This window comes from Parabacteroides faecalis, assembly GCF_022809355.1.
Classification (GTDB): domain Bacteria; phylum Bacteroidota; class Bacteroidia; order Bacteroidales; family Tannerellaceae; genus Parabacteroides; species Parabacteroides faecalis.
The window spans coordinates 64,759-82,915 of sequence record NZ_JAKZMM010000005.1; the positions used below are offsets into that span (position 1 = coordinate 64,759).

14 protein-coding genes are annotated in these 18,157 nt (G+C 43.8%); 2 read left to right on the plus strand and 12 right to left on the minus strand.

The window, feature by feature from the left end:
- Positions 1–10: 10 nt before the first annotated feature.
- The 9 genes from prfA to MUN53_RS03025 form a co-directional block, all read right to left on the minus strand.
- Entirely contained in the window at positions 11–1,120 is a 1,110-nt protein-coding gene (gene prfA, locus MUN53_RS02985) for a peptide chain release factor 1 (RefSeq protein ID WP_022454957.1), read from the minus strand.
- A gap of 87 nt (positions 1,121–1,207) precedes the next feature.
- Complete coding sequence (locus MUN53_RS02990) at positions 1,208–2,377, minus strand: AIR synthase related protein (RefSeq protein WP_243323325.1); 1,170 nt, start codon at positions 2,375–2,377, stop codon at positions 1,208–1,210.
- Positions 2,378–2,421: 44 nt separating this feature from the next.
- Positions 2,422–3,315, minus strand: a complete 894-nt coding sequence (locus MUN53_RS02995; protein WP_022454955.1) for a glucosaminidase domain-containing protein — start codon at positions 3,313–3,315, stop codon at positions 2,422–2,424.
- Positions 3,316–3,379: 64 nt separating this feature from the next.
- Positions 3,380–4,060 carry a hypothetical protein gene (locus MUN53_RS03000; protein WP_243323326.1) on the minus strand — a complete coding sequence of 227 codons (681 nt, stop codon included), beginning with the start codon at positions 4,058–4,060 and terminating at the stop codon, positions 3,380–3,382.
- Positions 4,041–4,865 (minus strand): metallophosphoesterase family protein, encoded by an 825-nt coding sequence (locus tag MUN53_RS03005; protein ID WP_243323327.1) that lies wholly within the window; start codon positions 4,863–4,865, stop codon positions 4,041–4,043. The genes MUN53_RS03000 and MUN53_RS03005 overlap by 20 nt, the downstream gene beginning before the upstream one ends.
- A gap of 23 nt (positions 4,866–4,888) precedes the next feature.
- Positions 4,889–5,098: a hypothetical protein gene (locus tag MUN53_RS03010; protein ID WP_243323328.1), complete on the minus strand. Its 210-nt coding sequence runs from the start codon at positions 5,096–5,098 to the stop codon at positions 4,889–4,891.
- A gap of 410 nt (positions 5,099–5,508) precedes the next feature.
- Positions 5,509–6,795 carry a TolC family protein gene (locus MUN53_RS03015; protein WP_243323329.1) on the minus strand — a complete coding sequence of 429 codons (1,287 nt, stop codon included), beginning with the start codon at positions 6,793–6,795 and terminating at the stop codon, positions 5,509–5,511.
- A 32-nt stretch (positions 6,796–6,827) separates the two neighbouring features.
- Entirely contained in the window at positions 6,828–9,935 is a 3,108-nt protein-coding gene (locus MUN53_RS03020) for an efflux RND transporter permease subunit (protein ID WP_243323330.1), read from the minus strand.
- A gap of 9 nt (positions 9,936–9,944) precedes the next feature.
- The gene (locus MUN53_RS03025; RefSeq protein WP_243323332.1) at positions 9,945–10,970 is read right to left on the minus strand and encodes an efflux RND transporter periplasmic adaptor subunit; all 1,026 of its coding nucleotides are present in this window, start codon (positions 10,968–10,970) and stop codon (positions 9,945–9,947) included.
- Between the two features lie 198 nt (positions 10,971–11,168).
- Here MUN53_RS03025 and MUN53_RS03030 point away from each other — a divergent pair, with 198 nt between their 5' ends.
- Complete coding sequence (locus MUN53_RS03030) at positions 11,169–12,062, plus strand: helix-turn-helix domain-containing protein (protein ID WP_317236337.1); 894 nt, start codon at positions 11,169–11,171, stop codon at positions 12,060–12,062.
- 95 nt (positions 12,063–12,157) lie between these two features.
- Positions 12,158–12,637 (plus strand): cytidine deaminase, encoded by a 480-nt coding sequence (locus tag MUN53_RS03035; protein ID WP_243323333.1) that lies wholly within the window; start codon positions 12,158–12,160, stop codon positions 12,635–12,637.
- Between the two features lie 219 nt (positions 12,638–12,856).
- Here the strand turns inward: MUN53_RS03035 and MUN53_RS03040 are convergent, their stop codons facing one another.
- From MUN53_RS03040 to MUN53_RS03050, 3 genes are read right to left on the minus strand one after another with little or no spacing between them, the layout of a single operon-like run.
- Positions 12,857–14,716 carry a ChbG/HpnK family deacetylase gene (locus tag MUN53_RS03040; RefSeq protein ID WP_262918187.1) on the minus strand — a complete coding sequence of 620 codons (1,860 nt, stop codon included), beginning with the start codon at positions 14,714–14,716 and terminating at the stop codon, positions 12,857–12,859.
- A 19-nt stretch (positions 14,717–14,735) separates the two neighbouring features.
- Positions 14,736–15,152 (minus strand): PaaI family thioesterase, encoded by a 417-nt coding sequence (locus tag MUN53_RS03045; RefSeq protein ID WP_243323335.1) that lies wholly within the window; start codon positions 15,150–15,152, stop codon positions 14,736–14,738.
- A gap of 42 nt (positions 15,153–15,194) precedes the next feature.
- Complete coding sequence (locus MUN53_RS03050) at positions 15,195–18,155, minus strand: PEP/pyruvate-binding domain-containing protein (RefSeq protein WP_243323336.1); 2,961 nt, start codon at positions 18,153–18,155, stop codon at positions 15,195–15,197.
- Positions 18,156–18,157: the final 2 nt, after the last annotated feature.

An 18,157-nucleotide genomic window follows, 5' to 3' on the forward strand; every position in this document is an offset into this window, starting at 1 on the left:
TTAGCATGTGTTATAATTCTGATTCTTTCAGCCTTTCCGCATTTTCTGCTACAATCAGGTGATCGATGCAATCCTGAATGTCTCCATCCATAAAAGCCGAAAGATTATAAATCGTATAATTGATCCGATGGTCGGTAATTCGGCCTTGCGGATAATTATAGGTTCGGATTTTAGCAGAACGGTCGCCTGTCGAAACCATTGTTTTACGGCGACTGGCTATGTCATCAATGTATTTCTGGTGCTCTTTATCATAGATAAAAGAACGTAAACGAGTCAATGCACGTTCTTTGTTCTTCGGTTGATCGCGTGTTTCGGTACATTCGATCAAAATTTCTTCACTCACTCCCGTAATGGGGTTTTTCCAGACATAACGTAGTCGAACACCCGATTCTACTTTGTTGACATTTTGTCCGCCGGCTCCACCCGAACGGAATGTATCCCATTTTATCTCGCCTTCATTAATTTCTACATCGAACTCGTCGGCTTCCGGTAAGACAGCCACTGTTGCGGCAGATGTATGTACTCGTCCTTGGGTTTCGGTAGCCGGGACACGCTGCACGCGGTGAACACCTGATTCATACTTGAGCGTTCCGTACACTTTTTCACCTGTTACCGAGAAGATAATTTCCTTAAACCCGCCGGCTGCTCCTTCATTGAAGCTGGATACGGCAATTTTCCATCCTTTGGATTCGCAGAACTTGACGTACATCCGGTATAAATCTCCGGCAAAGATAGCGGCTTCATCACCACCAGTTCCTCCTCTGATTTCGACGATGGCATTTTTATCATCCTCCGGATCTGCAGGGACCAGCAATAACTTGATCTCTTCTTCCAGTTCAGGAATCCGGGCTTCGCAAGTTGCTATTTCTTCGCGAGCCATTTCCCGAAGTTCCGGATCGTTCTCATTCATCATCAGCCGAGCTTCCGACAGGCCGTTCAGACATTGCATATATTCCTTCCGGGCTTTCATGATCTCACTCAAGTCTTTATACTCTTTCGTGAGCTTGACATACCGTTTTTGGTCGGCAATGACATTCGGGTCTGTGATGAGTGTTCCGATTTCATCAAAACGAGAAACCAGTCCGTCCAGCTTTTCTAATAATGTATTGTTCTCTGCCATTATCTCCTTTTAGTACATTTATAATATTGTATCCTACTCTGAAGGAATAGTGATACATATCATTCTAATAACTCTTGTGAATGCTGATTAATATTTGAACTCTCCGAACTCAGAACGTATAATCAGTTCTTTCTTGTCGCTCTCTTCAATGTGTCCAACGATACGGGCATCAATATTGAATGATTGGCTGATAGCGATGACTTCTGCTGCATATTCGGCCGGAAGATATACTTCCAAGCGATGTCCCATGTTGAATACTTTATACATTTCGGCCCAGTCGGTATTACTTTGTTCCTTAATGGTGCGGAACAGAGGCGGAACCGGGAACAAATTATCTTTGATCACCCGGCAATTATCACCGACGAAGTGCATCACTTTGGTTTGTGCACCTCCTGAGCAATGTACCATTCCGTGAATTTGCGGGCGCAAAGCGTCTAATAACTTCTTGACTACCGGCGCGTAAGTACGGGTCGGAGAGAGAACTAATTTACCGGCATCAATAGGTGAACCTTCTACCGCGTCTGTCAGTTTCAGATTTCCTGAGTAAACCAGTTCTTCAGGAACGGCAGCATCATAGCTTTCCGGATATTTCTGGGCTAAATATTTGGCAAATACATCGTGGCGGGCACTTGTCAGTCCGTTACTTCCCATACCGCCGTTGTATTCTTTTTCGTAAGTAGCCTGTCCGAATGAAGCCAGACCAACGATGACGTCACCCGGCCGGATATTGGCATTGTCAATCACGTCTGAACGTTTCATACGGCAAGTAACCGTACTGTCAACGATAATTGTCCGAACCAAGTCTCCTACATCGGCTGTTTCACCTCCGGTTGCATAACATCCTACACCCATCGCACGCAATTCGGCCAGCAGTTCGTCTGTTCCGTTAATGATGGCTGAAATGACTTCTCCCGGGATTAACAATTTGTTTCGTCCGATGGTAGAAGACACCAGAATATTATCAACAGCACCTACACAAAGCAGGTCGTCAATGTTCATGATCAGAGCATCCTGAGCAATGCCTTTCCATACAGAAAGATCACCTGTCTCTTTCCAGTACAGATAAGCCAATGATGATTTTGTTCCGGCTCCATCTGCATGCATGATATTACAATATTCCGGATCACCTCCCAGAATATCAGGGATGATTTTACAGAATGCTTTCGGGAAAATACCCTTGTCAATGTTCTTTATTGCATTGTGAACATCTTCTTTCGATGCGGATACACCGCGCAAATTATAACGTTGATCGCTCATTGTTTATATTGTTAGGACTGCAAATATACTGTTTTTTATCTTATTTATCTAAGTTTTAGGACATCTCCTTCTTCAGGAATGTAATCTTTGTCTTTTTTATTCAATTTATAGAGACTTTTTACCTGAATACCGTATTGCTGAGAGATGCTGTGCATTGATTCGCCGATTTGTACAACATGGTCGTAATGCGGCTTGTCTGCTTTGCTTTTTTTCTTTTCCAGATAGACGATGTCGTCGGCCTGCAAAGGGAAATCCTTAGGAATTTCATTGTACTTGCTTAGTTTACGAGTACTGATTCCCACGCTTTTGGCTATATCTTCCAATGAATCTCCCGGTCTGGCATGGACATAAAGCAGTCCATGGCTTTTATAGATGGTATGACGTACAACCGCTTTTTTCTGAGACTTTCTTTCTTTCTTGGCTGTGTCATACTGATAGAGTTCGTAATCTTCGATGACTTTGATCAGTTTATTGGCATATTTCCGGTCGGTTGCATAACCGCATTTCTGCAATCCTTTGGCCCAGCCTTTGTAATCGCGGATATTTAGGCGGAACAAAGAGGCATAACGCGGACGGAGAGCCAGGAATTTGGAATGATCTTCGTATGAATCTTTTACGTTGCTGTATTTGCGGAAACACTCGCCACGACGGTCGTCGTCGTGATAAACACGCTTCCCTTTCCAGTCGTGGCATTTGATACCGAAGTGATTGTTTGACCGGCGGGCCAGGTCGCTTTGTCCGGCTCCTGATTCCAGCAAGCCTTGGGCCAATGTGATACTGGCTGGTATCTTGTATTTATGCTGTTGCTCGATTGCAAGTGATTTATATTCGTGGATATATCGTTTGTAGGATGTCAGTTTGTGCAGACTTTCGGCACCGGCAATCTGTACAACCGACCATACCAACCATATCAAGAGAACATGTTTCTGTATTTTCATGTTTGATGAACTTTGTAATTTATCTGCAAAGATAAAAGATTAATCGGTCGTTAATAGAATTTCTTTATAAAAACTGAATCTTCAGTCCAAAAGAAAGGCTCAAATAGTCTTTAGGCTTCAGATAACGGTTAGTAGCTCTGCTGATGAGGAGCATGTCGCATGTACTGATCTCATAGAATAAAGAGATATCTTCGGAGAAGAACCGTTTCTCTTCCGGAATGTCTAAACGGATGCGTTGTCCTACAAAGATGTGGATACGCATTCGGGTGGAGAATTCATAATATCCGTCAGGATATCGGTCGGGTTGCTTTCTCCAAAACTGATCGCTGAAGATCGTGTTTAGGTAAAGTCCGCAGGATAAGGGTTCGATAAGCAGGGGTGTCTTTCCGATAGGAAATGCCCAAGGAGTGAAGTTTTCTTTCAGGGTAAAAGTCATTTTTGCCTTATCCGACGAATAACGGGGAACAAATCCGAACAAAAGGTCGGTTTCCCATTGGCCGTTTTTCCCGTAATCCCATCCGAAGCCGAAGGAGAGTAATCCCATATTGCCGGCAAATTGTATTTTCCCGTATTGGGGAACAAGTCTGTCCCAGCGTGTCTGATATTGTTGGATTCTCTTTTGATAAGAAGGAATAAACGAAACTGTATCTGTCTTTTCCTGCCCGGTTATCGGACAAGACATACTGAATATTCCGGCTATGGCAACGAATAATCCTGTCCGGTGCTTAGAACTCAACCACTTCATAGTCGTATCCGTTTTCGTTGATGTCGAACAATAGGTAACTTCTTTTCCCTGCACTCGGGCATTCATAATACAGAATACCGTCGTTGAAAAGATCGTTTACTTGGAATTTATGGCCGTGCCCATGCAGACAAAACATCAGGTTGGGGAACTGTTTCAGATAGGCTTGGAATATTTTGGCCACATTGTTGTTGAACTGGTCGTCGTAAGGCTGGGTATGCATGACGACAATTGTCCTTTTCACTTCAGGAGAAGTATGTTCGAGTTCTTCGTCGAGGAAAGTAAAATTGAGTACAGAGAGCGGATCGTCGTATTCCAATGCATTGGTCTGCAGACATAAGAAGCGGACATCACCTGCTGTAAATGCATAGTTTAACGGACCATAAACTTCTTTGAAAGTTTCAACTCCTGTACCCAAACAGTCGTGATTGCCAATAATACAAGTATAAGGGCAATTCAGTTCATTCATGATATCGCGCATCCAAAGGAATTCTTGTGTCATACCGAAATCGGCTTGATCGCCACCATGAATGACAAAGTCAACATCGTCCTGCTGGTTGATATGCTGAACCATCTCTTCGGTTTCGTCATACCAGCGTTGTGTATCACTGATCAGAGCAAAACGGAAATGCTTTTTCCCGGTCAGATCGGCTTCTATTCGGGCTGTGTTCCGGCCGTTTATTCCCGTTTCTCCTTTAATCCGTACGTCATACGGATGATAATCTATCAGCTCACAACTATGGGTTAGTATGCACAAAACCCCAAGAAACAGATACCCGATCTGTTGTTTCACTCTCTTTCCCAGCATGACTCAAAACCTCTTATCGATAGTTAGCCGTTTAAAACGTAATAGATTCCTTGCTCGTTTCTGTCTTGTTTGATTTTGTTTTCCTGTATCAGTTGGACCAACGCCAGGCATAATTCGGTATTCCCCAATTGACAGATCTTTTGCAGTTCGTTGAATGTATAGTGTACCATCTGATACATACAGGCATATACTTTCTTACTATTGTTGATGATTGTTTGTTTGTTGAGTGCCATAATCTAAAAAGTTTTAGTGGTCCTTTTGGTACGATACCAAAAAGACTGTTGTTCGTTTTTTGTAGTAGCAAATATACGCGGGGAAGTGATAGGGATAAAGGTCTATTTGGAAAGAAAAATGGTTCGTTTGAATAGCCCCTCTGTTATTAATCTGAAAGGGTGGTTTAAATATCCTTTCGGATCTTTCCGGGCAGTGCCGGTCCTACAGAAAACTAATATAAAACTAACTATTTTTTAATTTTTCGACAATTGTCGAAAAGCTTTAGCACATTTGTCAAAAAGCTTTAGCACATATATGGAAAAGCTTTTCGACAGCTGTCAAAAAATTAATTCTTAATAGGATTTATATTAAAATCTAAGAATGTTAGCTTAGAAAGCCTATAACGTCAGGATCGGGTGCAGATGATGTATCACCGTCCGGTTGCCTGCATGTATTCCCGTTTCTTGACTTCGTATTGGGCATAGGCTTCTACATATTTGTCGCGACTCTGCTGGAACAGGGTTTGTGCGTCGAGCCATTCGCTCATCGTGCAGGTACCGGCACCGTAATAGTCGGTTTGGATGCGCAGATTTTCGGTAGCCTGTTCGATCGAAGAAAGGGCAATGCCGACTTGCTTGTAGGCATCATTCAAGTCATTCCAGGTCTGTTGCATGCGGATCATCAGCATCTGGCTTTGATCTTGCAACTGGTTTTCAGCATTTCTGACCTGAAGTTTCTGTTTCTTGATGTCGTGCGAACCGCCCCACCATCCGGAGATAGGGATCGAAACCGTAGCAAAACCCATCCAAAATGTATGGTCTCTGTCCATCAAGTTCTCATAGTAGTATCCGCCACCCAAAGCAACGGTAGGCAGATTCTTGCCGATGGTTATGTCTTTTTGCAGGCGGCTGGCTTTCAGGTTCTGTCGCAACAGATGATATTCGCTGGTACGGACCAGGGCATTTTCGGGAACTTCAAACAGATTTGACGGGTTTTCGGGCAGTTGGTTATCCATTGAAAAGGCCACATCCACACTGTCTGAGCCTAATCCCATATATTGTGCCAGAAGATTCCGGGAAAGAGACAAGGCATTTTCAACCTGAATCCGGCTACTTTGTGTCTCATTCTGACGGAGACGGATTTGCAACAGGTCGTTGCGCGTGGTGATTCCGGCTTCGACTGCCGCTTCTACATCTTTTGTCAGTCTGTCCAGTTGGGTTTCGACAGCAGCCAGCGTTTGAAGTTTCTCCTTGAGTGTGATGATTTGCCAGAAGTAGTTTTCGGTTGTCAGTCTGACTTCATTCTCCGACAGGTTATATTGCAGGCGACTGACTTCTTCGCCTACTTCAGCCAGCTTGTTTCCATTAACGATTTGTCCACCTGTGAAAATGGGCATCGAGGCAGAAACACCTCCGATGACACCATTTTTCATAAGCGACATTTGCATTTCCGGACTCATCTGTAATTCAAATAGACCGTTGTTGGCGATGAATCCTGCTCCTGTAGCACTCACAGATGGGAAGTATTTAGTAAAAGCACTTTTCCGGTCATGGGCAGAGATCTTTTTGTTGTTCTCTGCATTTTTCATGCGGACATTGTTGGAGAGTGCCTGTTCGAGGCACTCATCCAACGTGTATGTCCGCTGGGCATTGGCAGAGCCCAGCGAAACGATACCAAAAGAAAGCATGAAGAAGAATATTTGGATTGTATGTTTCATTGTTCAGTTATATTAAATCGTTTACAAACTGTTTATTCGTTTTCGAAAGCTGCCAATTGTGCCCGTTTCCGGGTAGAACCGCTGAATATGAGCCAGTAGCTTACCGGAAGTACGGTCAGCAGTAAGAGCATGGTGATCAGTGTGCCATAACAGATAACGGTTCCCATCGGCATCCACAAGCCGCTTTTCCCTAAAATCATCGGGATAACACCCATGGAAGCAGCAGCCGAGGTCAGGAAGATCGGACGCATACGGCGGCGGGCAGACTGATAAATGGCATCACGGACGCAAAGTTTCTCTGTCTTGCGGAGCTCTTCGGCATAATCAATCATGATGATACCATTACGTACGATGATACCCATCAAACTGATCAGACCCAACACACAAGTAACACTGAAATCAACTCCTTGTACCAGGATTCCTGTTGCTGCACCTAATACACACAAGGTCATACTGGCAAATATCAGCAGCGCAATATTGATCTTGTGGAAGTGGACAACCAGAATGAAGAATATGATGGCAGCAGCTACGACAAGGGCGTTCATCATAGGAGGCATGTTTTCTTCGCTTTCTTCCAAATCTCCTCCGATGTTTAACGTAATTCCGGGGCTGAATGTCATTTTATTCAGTTTCCCCTGAATCTCTTCAATAAGAGCCATGGCATTTTCTCCACGTTCCACATCTGCCAATACACTGATGGTGTAAACTCCATTCCGGCGAACTACTTGTCCGTTTTCCCAAGTAGGCTCAATGTTGGCAATTTGTCGCAGCGGAACGGTGCTTAATCCGGCTTGTACAGGAATCTGTTCGTTAGCTAAGTCCTGTGGAGTCGACCGGTCGGATTTCTTGCTTTTCAGTACAACCGGGATATTGTAGTCGCCTTCCCATGTGTTAGTAATAGGCAACCCTTTTCCGTAGCGCATGGCAAGTGTTGTCTCAACTCCCATATTGCTTACACCCAGTCGGGTCGCTTCATCTTCCTTCAATACCACTTTGGTGGCAGCCTGCGGTTCGTTGAAATTGGTATGAATCAGTCGCAGCTCAGGAATCTGATGCAACATGTTCACGACTTTATTGGCATTCTCAGTTAATATGTCTACAGATTCTCCACTCAGCCGTATTTCAATTGGATAAGCCGATTGACTGTAGCTTAACTGCTTAAAACGGACTGATGCTTCAGGGAAATAATCCGTGAATTTGGGAGTATATTCGTCTAACAATTCTTCCGTCGCTTGTACGCCGGTCGTATTGATGATGAACTGAGCATAATTGGTTCCTGCAATTTGCGGAGCGTATGTTGTATGGAAACGCGGTGAAGCGCAACCCTTGAAAGATGTCACTGAAAGTATTCGTGGATCTTTTTGCAGTATGTGCGAAAGACTGTCGGCAACACGGGTAGTTTTGTCGATGGCTGTTCCCGTTGGAAGTGTGATCTCAACAGCGAACTGGTTACGATCAGCTGTAGGCATTAATTTCTGTGGCAGGTTTGACATCAGATAAGCTCCTGCAACGACTGAAAAGATGCCTAAACCAACGGTAGTCTTTGGCCAGTGGAAACAAACATCCAGCAACCGGTTATAACCTTCCTGCAAAGCATCCAGAAAAGAGAACTTCTTTTTCCCGTCTGCCTGTATTGAGCTTTTCAATGGTTTTCGGATGAAAAAAAACTGCATGAAGGGTACCAGCATTGTTGCCACAAGCAGAGAAATACCAAGGATAAGTGTAATGGCCCAAGGAAAACTCAGGATGAAGTCGTGGATCATACCCGTTGTCATGAATAAGAACGGGAAGAAGGTGATACTGATGGCCATCGTAGCTGAGAAGATAGACTTCAGGAAGTGCGTGGTACTTTCGATAGAAGCATGCCAACGCGATTGTCCTTCGCTGATTTTCTCCAGATAATTGTCGATGATGACGATCGAGTTATCCACAATCATACCCAGGGTCACGATCAGTGCTGCCAGCGTCACCGTATTCAGTTCGATACCGAAGGCATTAAACAGACCTAATGAGATGAAGATTGTAATCGGGATTGTTGAAGCTGCTACTAAAGCTACCCGGAGCGGCAATAACAACATGACGACAATGATAACAGCCACAATGGCGATCACCAGCTCTTTCAGGAAGTTGGTAACACTATCATCTACGACTTGACTCTGGTCTGTGATCCGATAGATGTTTACTTCTTGCGGTATGGTTTGCTTGAAGTCCTCAATAACTTGGTTGATCTCATTTCCCATCTTGACAATGTTCTGTCCTTTCTTCATTTCAACACTCAGAAGAATACATTTCTTGTCGTTGTTGCTGATGTAACTGTCTGGTTCCGGATATTCTTTGACGACACGGGCCACATCTTTCAGGCGAATGTTATTACCCGAAGGATCGGTATAGACAATTTGCTGCTCTACGTCATAGACTGTATTGAATGACTGTGCAACATATACCGGCTGTACATATTCATCACTTTTGATCTGTCCGCCAGTTGTTGTAAATCCCTTTGTAAAGAGTGTGGTAGCCAATAACTGGTCGTTTAGTCCATATTGACTTAGCCTGTCATTATCCAGATAAACCGATATTTGTTCTTTCAGCAGACCACTTACGCTCAAACGTCCGACACTGGGAATTTGTCGCAAGCGATTTTGCAGTTCTTCCATATACTTATCGAGTTCACGATAGGTCTTTTCTTCACTTTCCATGGTGATCAGTAAGGCCGAAGTATCGCCGAAGTCATCAACTACTTGCACGGCAAGTACATTCTGTGGTAACTGCGATTTGAATACAGCAACACCATGCTTGAACTTACTCCAGAATTCGTCTTTGTTGTTCAGGTCATCGTTGAGTTCAACCTGGATATAGACAATTCCATCACGGGTTGTTGAGAATGTTTTTTTCTTCTTTACTTCTTTATATGTGAATATATAATCTTCAAGCGGTTTAGTGACCTGTTCAACCATTTCTTCTACGGTGTTACCCGGAGCTACAGCTACAACGAGTCCTTGACGAATCGTGAAGTCCGGAAATTCATTCTTTCGCATATTCGGCAAGCTGTAAATACCGAAAGCGATGAGGCAACAGACTACCAGGATGACAATTTGCCGGTAGTGCATGGCCCATTCGATTGCATTACGTTTTCTTTCCATACGATTAGTTTATAAGCTGAGCATTGTATTTTCACAAACTTTCTGTTGGCCTTCGGTGATGATCTCATCGCCATTGTCTAATCCCGACAAGACAACTACACCCGAAGCTGTATAATCTCCACAAGTGATGAATTTTCTTTGGGCTGTTCCGTTTTTATTTATCCAGACAAAGGTCTGGTTCTTTTCATCTAATTGAACGACGCGGGCTGGGATGACAAACTGATTGTTTTCTTCAGTATTACTGATCGCAACTTCCGTTACCATGCCGGGCATCAAAGTCTTGTCCGCATCATTTATCTGGATTTTGACCTCATACGAACGAGACAACGGATTGGCTACAATTCCCTTTTCAATGATTTTACCATGAAAGGTTCGTCCATTCAGGGCTGGTACTTGGATTTGTGCCGGCTGAGATATGCTGATGTGGGCAATCTCTGTTTCCGGAACAGCTACTTTTACCTTTAACTGATTAACAGCAACCAGCTTGACAACTGGCATTCCCGGAACGACGTTTTGACCACTTTCGGCTGTCTTTTCAGCAATGACACCACTAAAAGGAGCATACAGATTGCAGTCTTCCAAGTTCTTTTTGGCAACTTCGTCCATCGATTGTGCCTGCTGCAGTTTGCTCTGTATTTCGATCCATTTGATTTCGGGCAAGCTTCCTTTATCATAAAGTTCTTTCATACGCTGGTAGGCATCTTCGGCTTGCTCGAGTGCAGCCTGTGCCGCTTTATAACTACTTTTATACGTGGCCGGATTGACGGTAGCAATCAGTTGTCCAGCCTGGATGTGATCGCCTGTTTGTACCTTTAACTGCTGGATTGTTCCGGCAACGCTAAAGCTTAGAGCCGTTTCACTCGACTCTTCGACAGTACCAGAGTATGTTTGTGTCTGATAGTTTCCTACAGAACGCACCTGCATGACTTTTACTTTGATAGGCGATGCCTGATGAACTGCTTCTTCCGAATCAGAGTGGCAGTTTGTCATCCATAAAGGAAATGACAACAGTGTTACTAGAATAAATTGCTTCATTTTTTATTGCTTATTAAATTTGCGTGCAAAGAAATAGGCTTCGGAGAGAAAACTGGCTTTCTGATTTTCCTTGTAACTGTTCTCTTTTTCTTGTTGGTTGCGTAAAAGGAAATGGAGGATAGTGATTGGGAAAAATGTACCACTGGTCAGAAAGTAATATTTCGTTATTTTGCATGCCAGAAATAATAAACGAAACGAATGATGGAAAAAGAAATATTGACAAAGAAATTTGGCGACAAGGAAGTAGAGGAGATTGCTTCATATTCGGATGAACGCATGGTTTTTGTAGATAACTTACAGAATCTGGATCCGAAGATAAGTGTTAGGATCGAAGCCTTTGTTGTAGTATTATGTCTTAAAGGAAAAGCATCATTGTTTGTTGATGATCAGTTTCATGAGATTCAGGTTAATGATGTTTTTATCTGCCATCCGAATATTATTTTGGAAAGCAGTATGATCAGTATGGACTTCGAATGCCGTAGTATCTGTTTGTCGCCTGAATACGTACGACAGCTGACAGTCATTAATAATGACAGTTGGGATATCCGCTTGTTCTTGGAAAAGAATCCAGTTTTGTCGTTGACGCAAGATGAGGTTCGTACCTTTTGCTGGTACTATGATTTGCTGAAGTATAAACTCACGACGAAGAACAAGAAATACCGTAAAGAATTGGTTGATGCCTTGTTGCTGGCTTTCCTGTATGAGTTCCATGATACGCTGGACCGGTTTATTACCTTGAAACCTTCTTCTTATAAGTCGGCAGAAAACTTGTTTAAGACATTCATCGACCTTCTTGCATCTAGCTATCCCAAGAAACGTTCAGTATCTTATTATGCGGATTGCCTGCATGTATCACCGAAATATTTGTCGGCCGTATGTAAAGATATTTCCGGTCAGCCTGCATCAGACCTGATCGATCAGTACGTGATGAAAGACGTCGTTTATCTGCTTCGTAAAACAGAGAAGAGTATTAAAGAGATCACCAACGAATTGGATTTCCCGAATATTTCTTTCTTCGGAAAGTATGTCAAGAAGCATTTAGGACTTTCTCCGCGCATGTATCGCGAGAAGCAGGAAAAGGAATTCTTATAGTTTGTGTTCGTAAAGAAATCGTGTACTGTTTTCTGCTGAAATTGTTGGGATTTTGTTTTCTACTGTGTATCTTCGGGAAATAAAATCATTTATATATGAAAGAACAGCAAATACAGATTAAATATGTAACAGCTGCATTGTCAGAATTATCTGTTTCAGATCGGAATTTATATGAATCGGCTTTGAAAGCTTCGGAGCATGCCTATGCGTCCTATTCTCATTTCCAGGTTGGAGCAGCCGTTTTATTGGGTAACGGAACGATTGTGACAGGTGCGAATCAGGAAAATGCTGCCTATCCGTCAGGTTTGTGTGCCGAGCGCATAGCTTTGTTTGCTGCAGGCGCCAATTATCCCAACGAACCGGTTGTTGCCTTGGCCGTCATTGCTCAGTCGGAAGGAGAGGTGAGAGATGAGATTTCTCCATGCGGTGCCTGCTGTCAGGTACTTTTAGAAAGTGAATCTCGTTCAAAGTGCCCTATGCGTATTCTGCTATGTGGCAAAACAACTGTTCGGATTATCGAATCGGTCTCTTCGCTTCTTCCGTTTAGCTTTACACCCACGGACTTGTTGAAATAGTAAGCATGTAGTTAGTAGCAGATGCAATCTTGAAGAATCTTCTGACTTTTCTTGGTGGACTACTAACTACATGCCTGTTTCTTTTTCTTTATTGACAGCAAGAAGGTTCTTCCAACACAAGAACACGACTGTTAGGAAGATCGGGAATATATATCTTTCCATCTTTTTCCTATAAGTAATAATGGATAGGATGGAAATCTTGAATTTACTACTTTCAGGTTAAGGAAGTGCCGGTAAGATATATTTCCATATCAGATTGATTTCTGCCTGCATGTCTCCTATATGAGCCGTGGTAACAATTACCGCATCTTTCTCTGGCAAGATAATGATGTATTGCCCGTTGGCTCCATCTGCCCGTATAGCATCATGTCGGCAGCGCCACATCTGATAGCCATAGCCTTGCAGCCAGTCACTATTCTTGACCGTCAATCCTTTACCCTTGAGTTCTTCCGGATGAACACCTGCTGGTACGGAGGCTATATGCGATGTTGTTGCTTCGTTTATCCAGCTTTCAGGTAACAGCTGTTTCCCTTTCCATTGACCTTTTTGGAGAATGAATTGTCCCATCTTGGCCATATCTTCTGTCCGGATGTAAAGTCCCCAACCTCCGCAATTGATACCTTGTGGACTTTCGTCCCAATGAATACCGGTAATACCTAGCGGGCGGAACAGGCGAGGATAGAGGTAATCAATGACTTTCTGTCCTGTTACCTTTTGGACAATGGCAGAAAGAACGTAGGTGCCCATACTGTTATAGCAGAAGAATGTTCCGGGCTCATGCTCAAAAGGTGTGTTGAGGAAATCTTTTACCCAATTGTTGTTTTTGGAAGAACGGATTTTTCCTGTCGGGTCTGTATCATGTCCACCAGACATGGTTAGTAAGTGACGGATTTCTAGTTTCTCCAGATTCGGACTGATCGTAGCAGGAGATTCATCCGGAAAGAAAGAGATAACTTTATCGGTTACTTTCAATAGCCCTTCAGAGACAGCAAAGCCAATGGCCGTTGCAGTAAATGTCTTACTGACGGAATTCATGATATGAGGTTTATTCCAGGCTCCTTCACTTCGCCAATGTTCTGCTATTACCTGTCCATGCTGAAGAACCATGATGCTATGCAAGTCTTGCTTTTCTTTTTCTACTGCCTGCAGATATTTGTCAATTGCCTTGGTTAATTGAGGTGTAGCTTCAGCTCGTGGCAACGATTTAGTCAGATCGTTGTAACTAATCAAGCGAATGTTACGTTTCTGAATTGCTTCTTTGACACGTGGACTAGTAAATAAGTCTGTCACGCCCTGACGGTCTTCTGCAACATTTTCGTATCCAATGTGTCCGACTGTTTTCATTTCCTCGTTATCAAGAGCAGGATGGTCAATAAACATATAGTTTTGATTGGGCTCCAGCTTGTCAAGCATCTTGATGAAACTGGCTTCCTTGTCGGCTGCTGTTTTGTTTGAGCCTTCGTAGCCTGCATATGAAAAGTTATACTCTTTCATTGCATTGACCCGATCTACTGCCGACAGATTGTATTCATCGGCAAGACGATGTACCAGCTCTGCAACTTTAGGATCAAAACCCGTAGAAAGCATATGTCCCGAAAGATGGCTGATTTGAGGAATATTCTTTAGAGCTAATTCGATCTGTGCTCTGAATTCCTGTTCTATTTCTGCCAGATTCCACTTGTTTTCCATAATGGCCAGACCCGGATAGTTTGGATTGGCATTCATCATGGGGAAAAAGTATCCGTTACTGTCTATCAGACTTGGGCAATGGGTTAATGGTCTCCATTTGATGTTGTCCCATTCGCTGGTGATGGTCAGATGCAATCCGACATCAACACCCGGATTTTCTCTTAGCAATTTGGCCGCTTCCGGAAACCAGGGTGTTACAGCCATGACTTCAATAGAAGTTTCAATGCCATTCTTGTATCCTTCGATGCAAGCAATGTTTGCGGCACGGAATGAACCCATGTCGTCGGCCCGGATAATTAAATTAGGACCTTCCGTTTGTCCCCATCCGGCTGTTACCAAACAGGAGAAAACGTATCCCGTGATTACTTTAATAACACTATGTTTTGTCATGATCGGTAATATAATTCATTTAGTCAACCTGTGACTCAACCACACAGAATGTTCCCGAAGCTTTTCCTACCAGTTTGTCATCACAATAGATTTCGCACTCACAAAAGTGTAACCTTCGTCCAGGCTTGATTACAAAGCCTCTCGCAATTAGTTCGTATCCCCAAGTTGCCCGAAGAAAAGAGATTTTCAATTCGGCAGTTAGTACATCGTTTTCTAAAGGCGTCATTGTGTAAGCGGCAAATCCGGCAATGGTATCAGCCAGTGCTGCCAGGACGCCACCATGTGTTACACCGCTGTATTGGCGTTGCTCGTCTCTTAATGGCATCCGAGCTTCGACAAAACCTTCTTCTATCTTCGAGAAATGAATCCCAAGAAAGTTGACATACGGATTTGTCGCTATACGTTCCTTTATTTTCTCTATAATTTGTGTATCCATAGACTTGTCTCTAATTTGTTTGTTAGTATGGTTTCATGCCTTTCAGGGTTTCATGACGACACCCAGACTACGTTTGCCGTCCATTTTGATTACGATTGGCGCATGCAAACGGACATGACGCAGATATTCGGTCTCTTCTACGGCAGGAAGTTGGTTGAGATAATCTTCATCAAACCAGCCTTCGCCTTTGAACGGATTGATCGTGAAATAACCTACACCAAAAGATGTCAGATTCTGGAAGAAATGTGTTCCTTGACTCGGATCAACCCGATAGTTCTCCAATCCGCATTCAACAATTACTTTGGCATTACTGATGTGCGGCCATTTTACTGGAATACCCAACCAAGGATCACTGCTTCCCCAACGTCCTGGACCGACTAACACATAGTTAGTCTCTGTACCGGTAAACTTCCGGTTCATCTTCTCGATGTCGTAGGCAATCAACTGGTTGTTGGCGGCATTGAAAGCTCCAGTCTTCACATAAATGACATCCTGTACATCATTGATGATTCCATGCCCCAACACGCTGGTAGATGAAAGGATGGTATCTTCCTGTTGTATTACTGAAAGATCTTCATTCATCACCTCTTTGTTATCGACGATAGGCCGGATCTGCAATAAATAGAAGGTAGCTATGCGGGGATCTTGTTTGTTCATGTTGATGGCAAACTCGATCTCTACGGGTCGGCCCATTTCTTTTTGTCCGATCTGAAGTAACTGGTCTAGTGTGCTGGCCAACGGAAAGACATCGTGCTGCAAGACATTCACGAACGAAAGGATCTTACGTCCACCCGGATAATAACCATCTCGAATAATCATATCATACGGATCATAGGTCGAAGTGATGAACTTGAGCGAACCGTCGGCATCAGCTTCTTTCAGTGTCAGTTTCTTCAGATTGAATGCATCATCTACCGAAAACTTATCCACGATGTTCTCCGGATTCAAGTCCAGGGCATAAAAACGGGTTTGGGTTTCACGCAAAGCAAAATCCGTCGAACTCATCTGCAAGATATTATGCGGATGGCGTGGGGAGAAACGAAGTGTCAGCCCTCCGTCGACAATGTATTTTCCTAAGCCTAATGCGATATTGGCAATTCCGTCTTCGGCCTTCTCATTGCCGATCGGGTAGAAGTTTAAGGAACGTGCTACACCGGAGATCGTCGGATAATAATGGTCGCCATATTGCGTACCGACTACTTCCTGCAGGACAATTGCCATCTTTTCCTGATCGATCAGGTTGGATGTGGCCGTCATATAGGCTTTGCTGTCCTGATAAAATACTGAGGCATACACGGCTTTGATCGCATCACTGAGTGAGCGTAGCATTTCATACTTGTCTTCCTGCTTCGGAATCATATAGGTTGAATAGATTCCGGCAAACGGTTGATAGTGTGAATCCTCCAGCAAGCTGGAAGAACGGATGGCAATCGGTCCTTTTACGACTTCCGAGAATGCCATCAAGTCTTCTATCAGACGCGAAGGAAGACTGGCCCGGAGGAAGTATTTGAGGATGGTATCGTTGTCGGTATCGCTCAGGGCGATAGGATATAGCTCGTTTGTTTCCATGAACTCATCGAAGATGTCGGTACAGATCACGACCGTCTTCGGAATATTCACGGCAAAGTTCTCCTGCTCGAGTTTGGGATATCGCTTGATCATGGCTCCGATGAATGCCAAACCACGTCCTTTTCCTCCCAAAGAACCGTCTCCGATGCGGGCAAAGTTACTATACTCGTCGAAACGCTCTTTCTTGTAGATGGCCACAACGCCACTATTCTTCATCCGACGATATTGCACAATCAGGTCGAAGATCAGTTTGCGGGCTTCATCCATGTCTTTATAATCGCTCACATCGACATTCTTCAAGACTTCGGCGGGCGGAAACATGGCACGCGAGTAGAAGAAGCGCGAGAAATGATTGCGGCTCAGATGATAAACCAACGAATCATCAGGGATTTGAAATACTTTCTTCTGCAAGTCTTTCAGGTCCTTGATCCGCATGATTTCCTCTTTTGTCTTCGGATTCAGGATGACAAAGTCGCCGAAGCCAAAGCGTTGCATGATTTTCTTGCGTAAATCCTGCGGATAGCTCTTTGAATTCTTGTCTATGAAGGAAGCACCCAGCTCATGGGCATATACTTCGTTGGCCGATTCGGATGACTCAAGGATAAACGGAATGATCTTTCCGGTTTTCCGAACGTATTGACCGAATTTGTAACCGGCATACGGATCTTTTACTCCCGTATGCATGAAGCTCATGTCGGAGATAATTCCCAGGATATTATTCTGGTACTGCTCGAAGATCCGGACTGCCTCTTCGTAGGTGCGGGCCAGTTTGATCTTAGGGCGTCCACGCATACGTAATGTCTGCTGATGAGGATTCAGAGCTTCCTTAGCAAATTCCTGACTTTGTTCCAAAACGAATTTGTACAGATGAGGCAAGGCGGATGAATAGAACCGGATAGAATCTTCCACCAGCATAATGATCTGTACACCTACACTGGCCACGTCGTCAGGAGCATTCATCTTGTCCTCGATCAGCTTGATGATAGCCAACAGCAATTCTGAGTTACCTAACCAACTGAACACATAGTCGATCGCACTCAAATCTTCATTCGCCACTCGTTTGGAAACTTCCTTGGAGAAAGGCGTCAGGACTACGATCGGAATATGCGGATAATGTGTTTTAATTTCGGTTGCAGCGGCAAATATATCCCGGTTATCCATGTTCGGCATGCAGATGATCAGCTCGAAGTTCCGGTTTTTCAACTCGTTCAAAGCTTCCTCTTCTGTCGTTACCTGCGTAAACCGAGGCGGATAACGAAGGCTTAACGCTGTATATTCATTGAATATCTGTTCATCCACACGTCCGTCGTCTTCAAGCATGAAGGCGTCGTATTTGGTGGCGATCAGCAATACATTATATATACGTTTGTTCATGAGGTTGGCGAAAGGAGTATCTCTAAACACCAACTCTCGTAGATTTGGAATACCGCTCATAC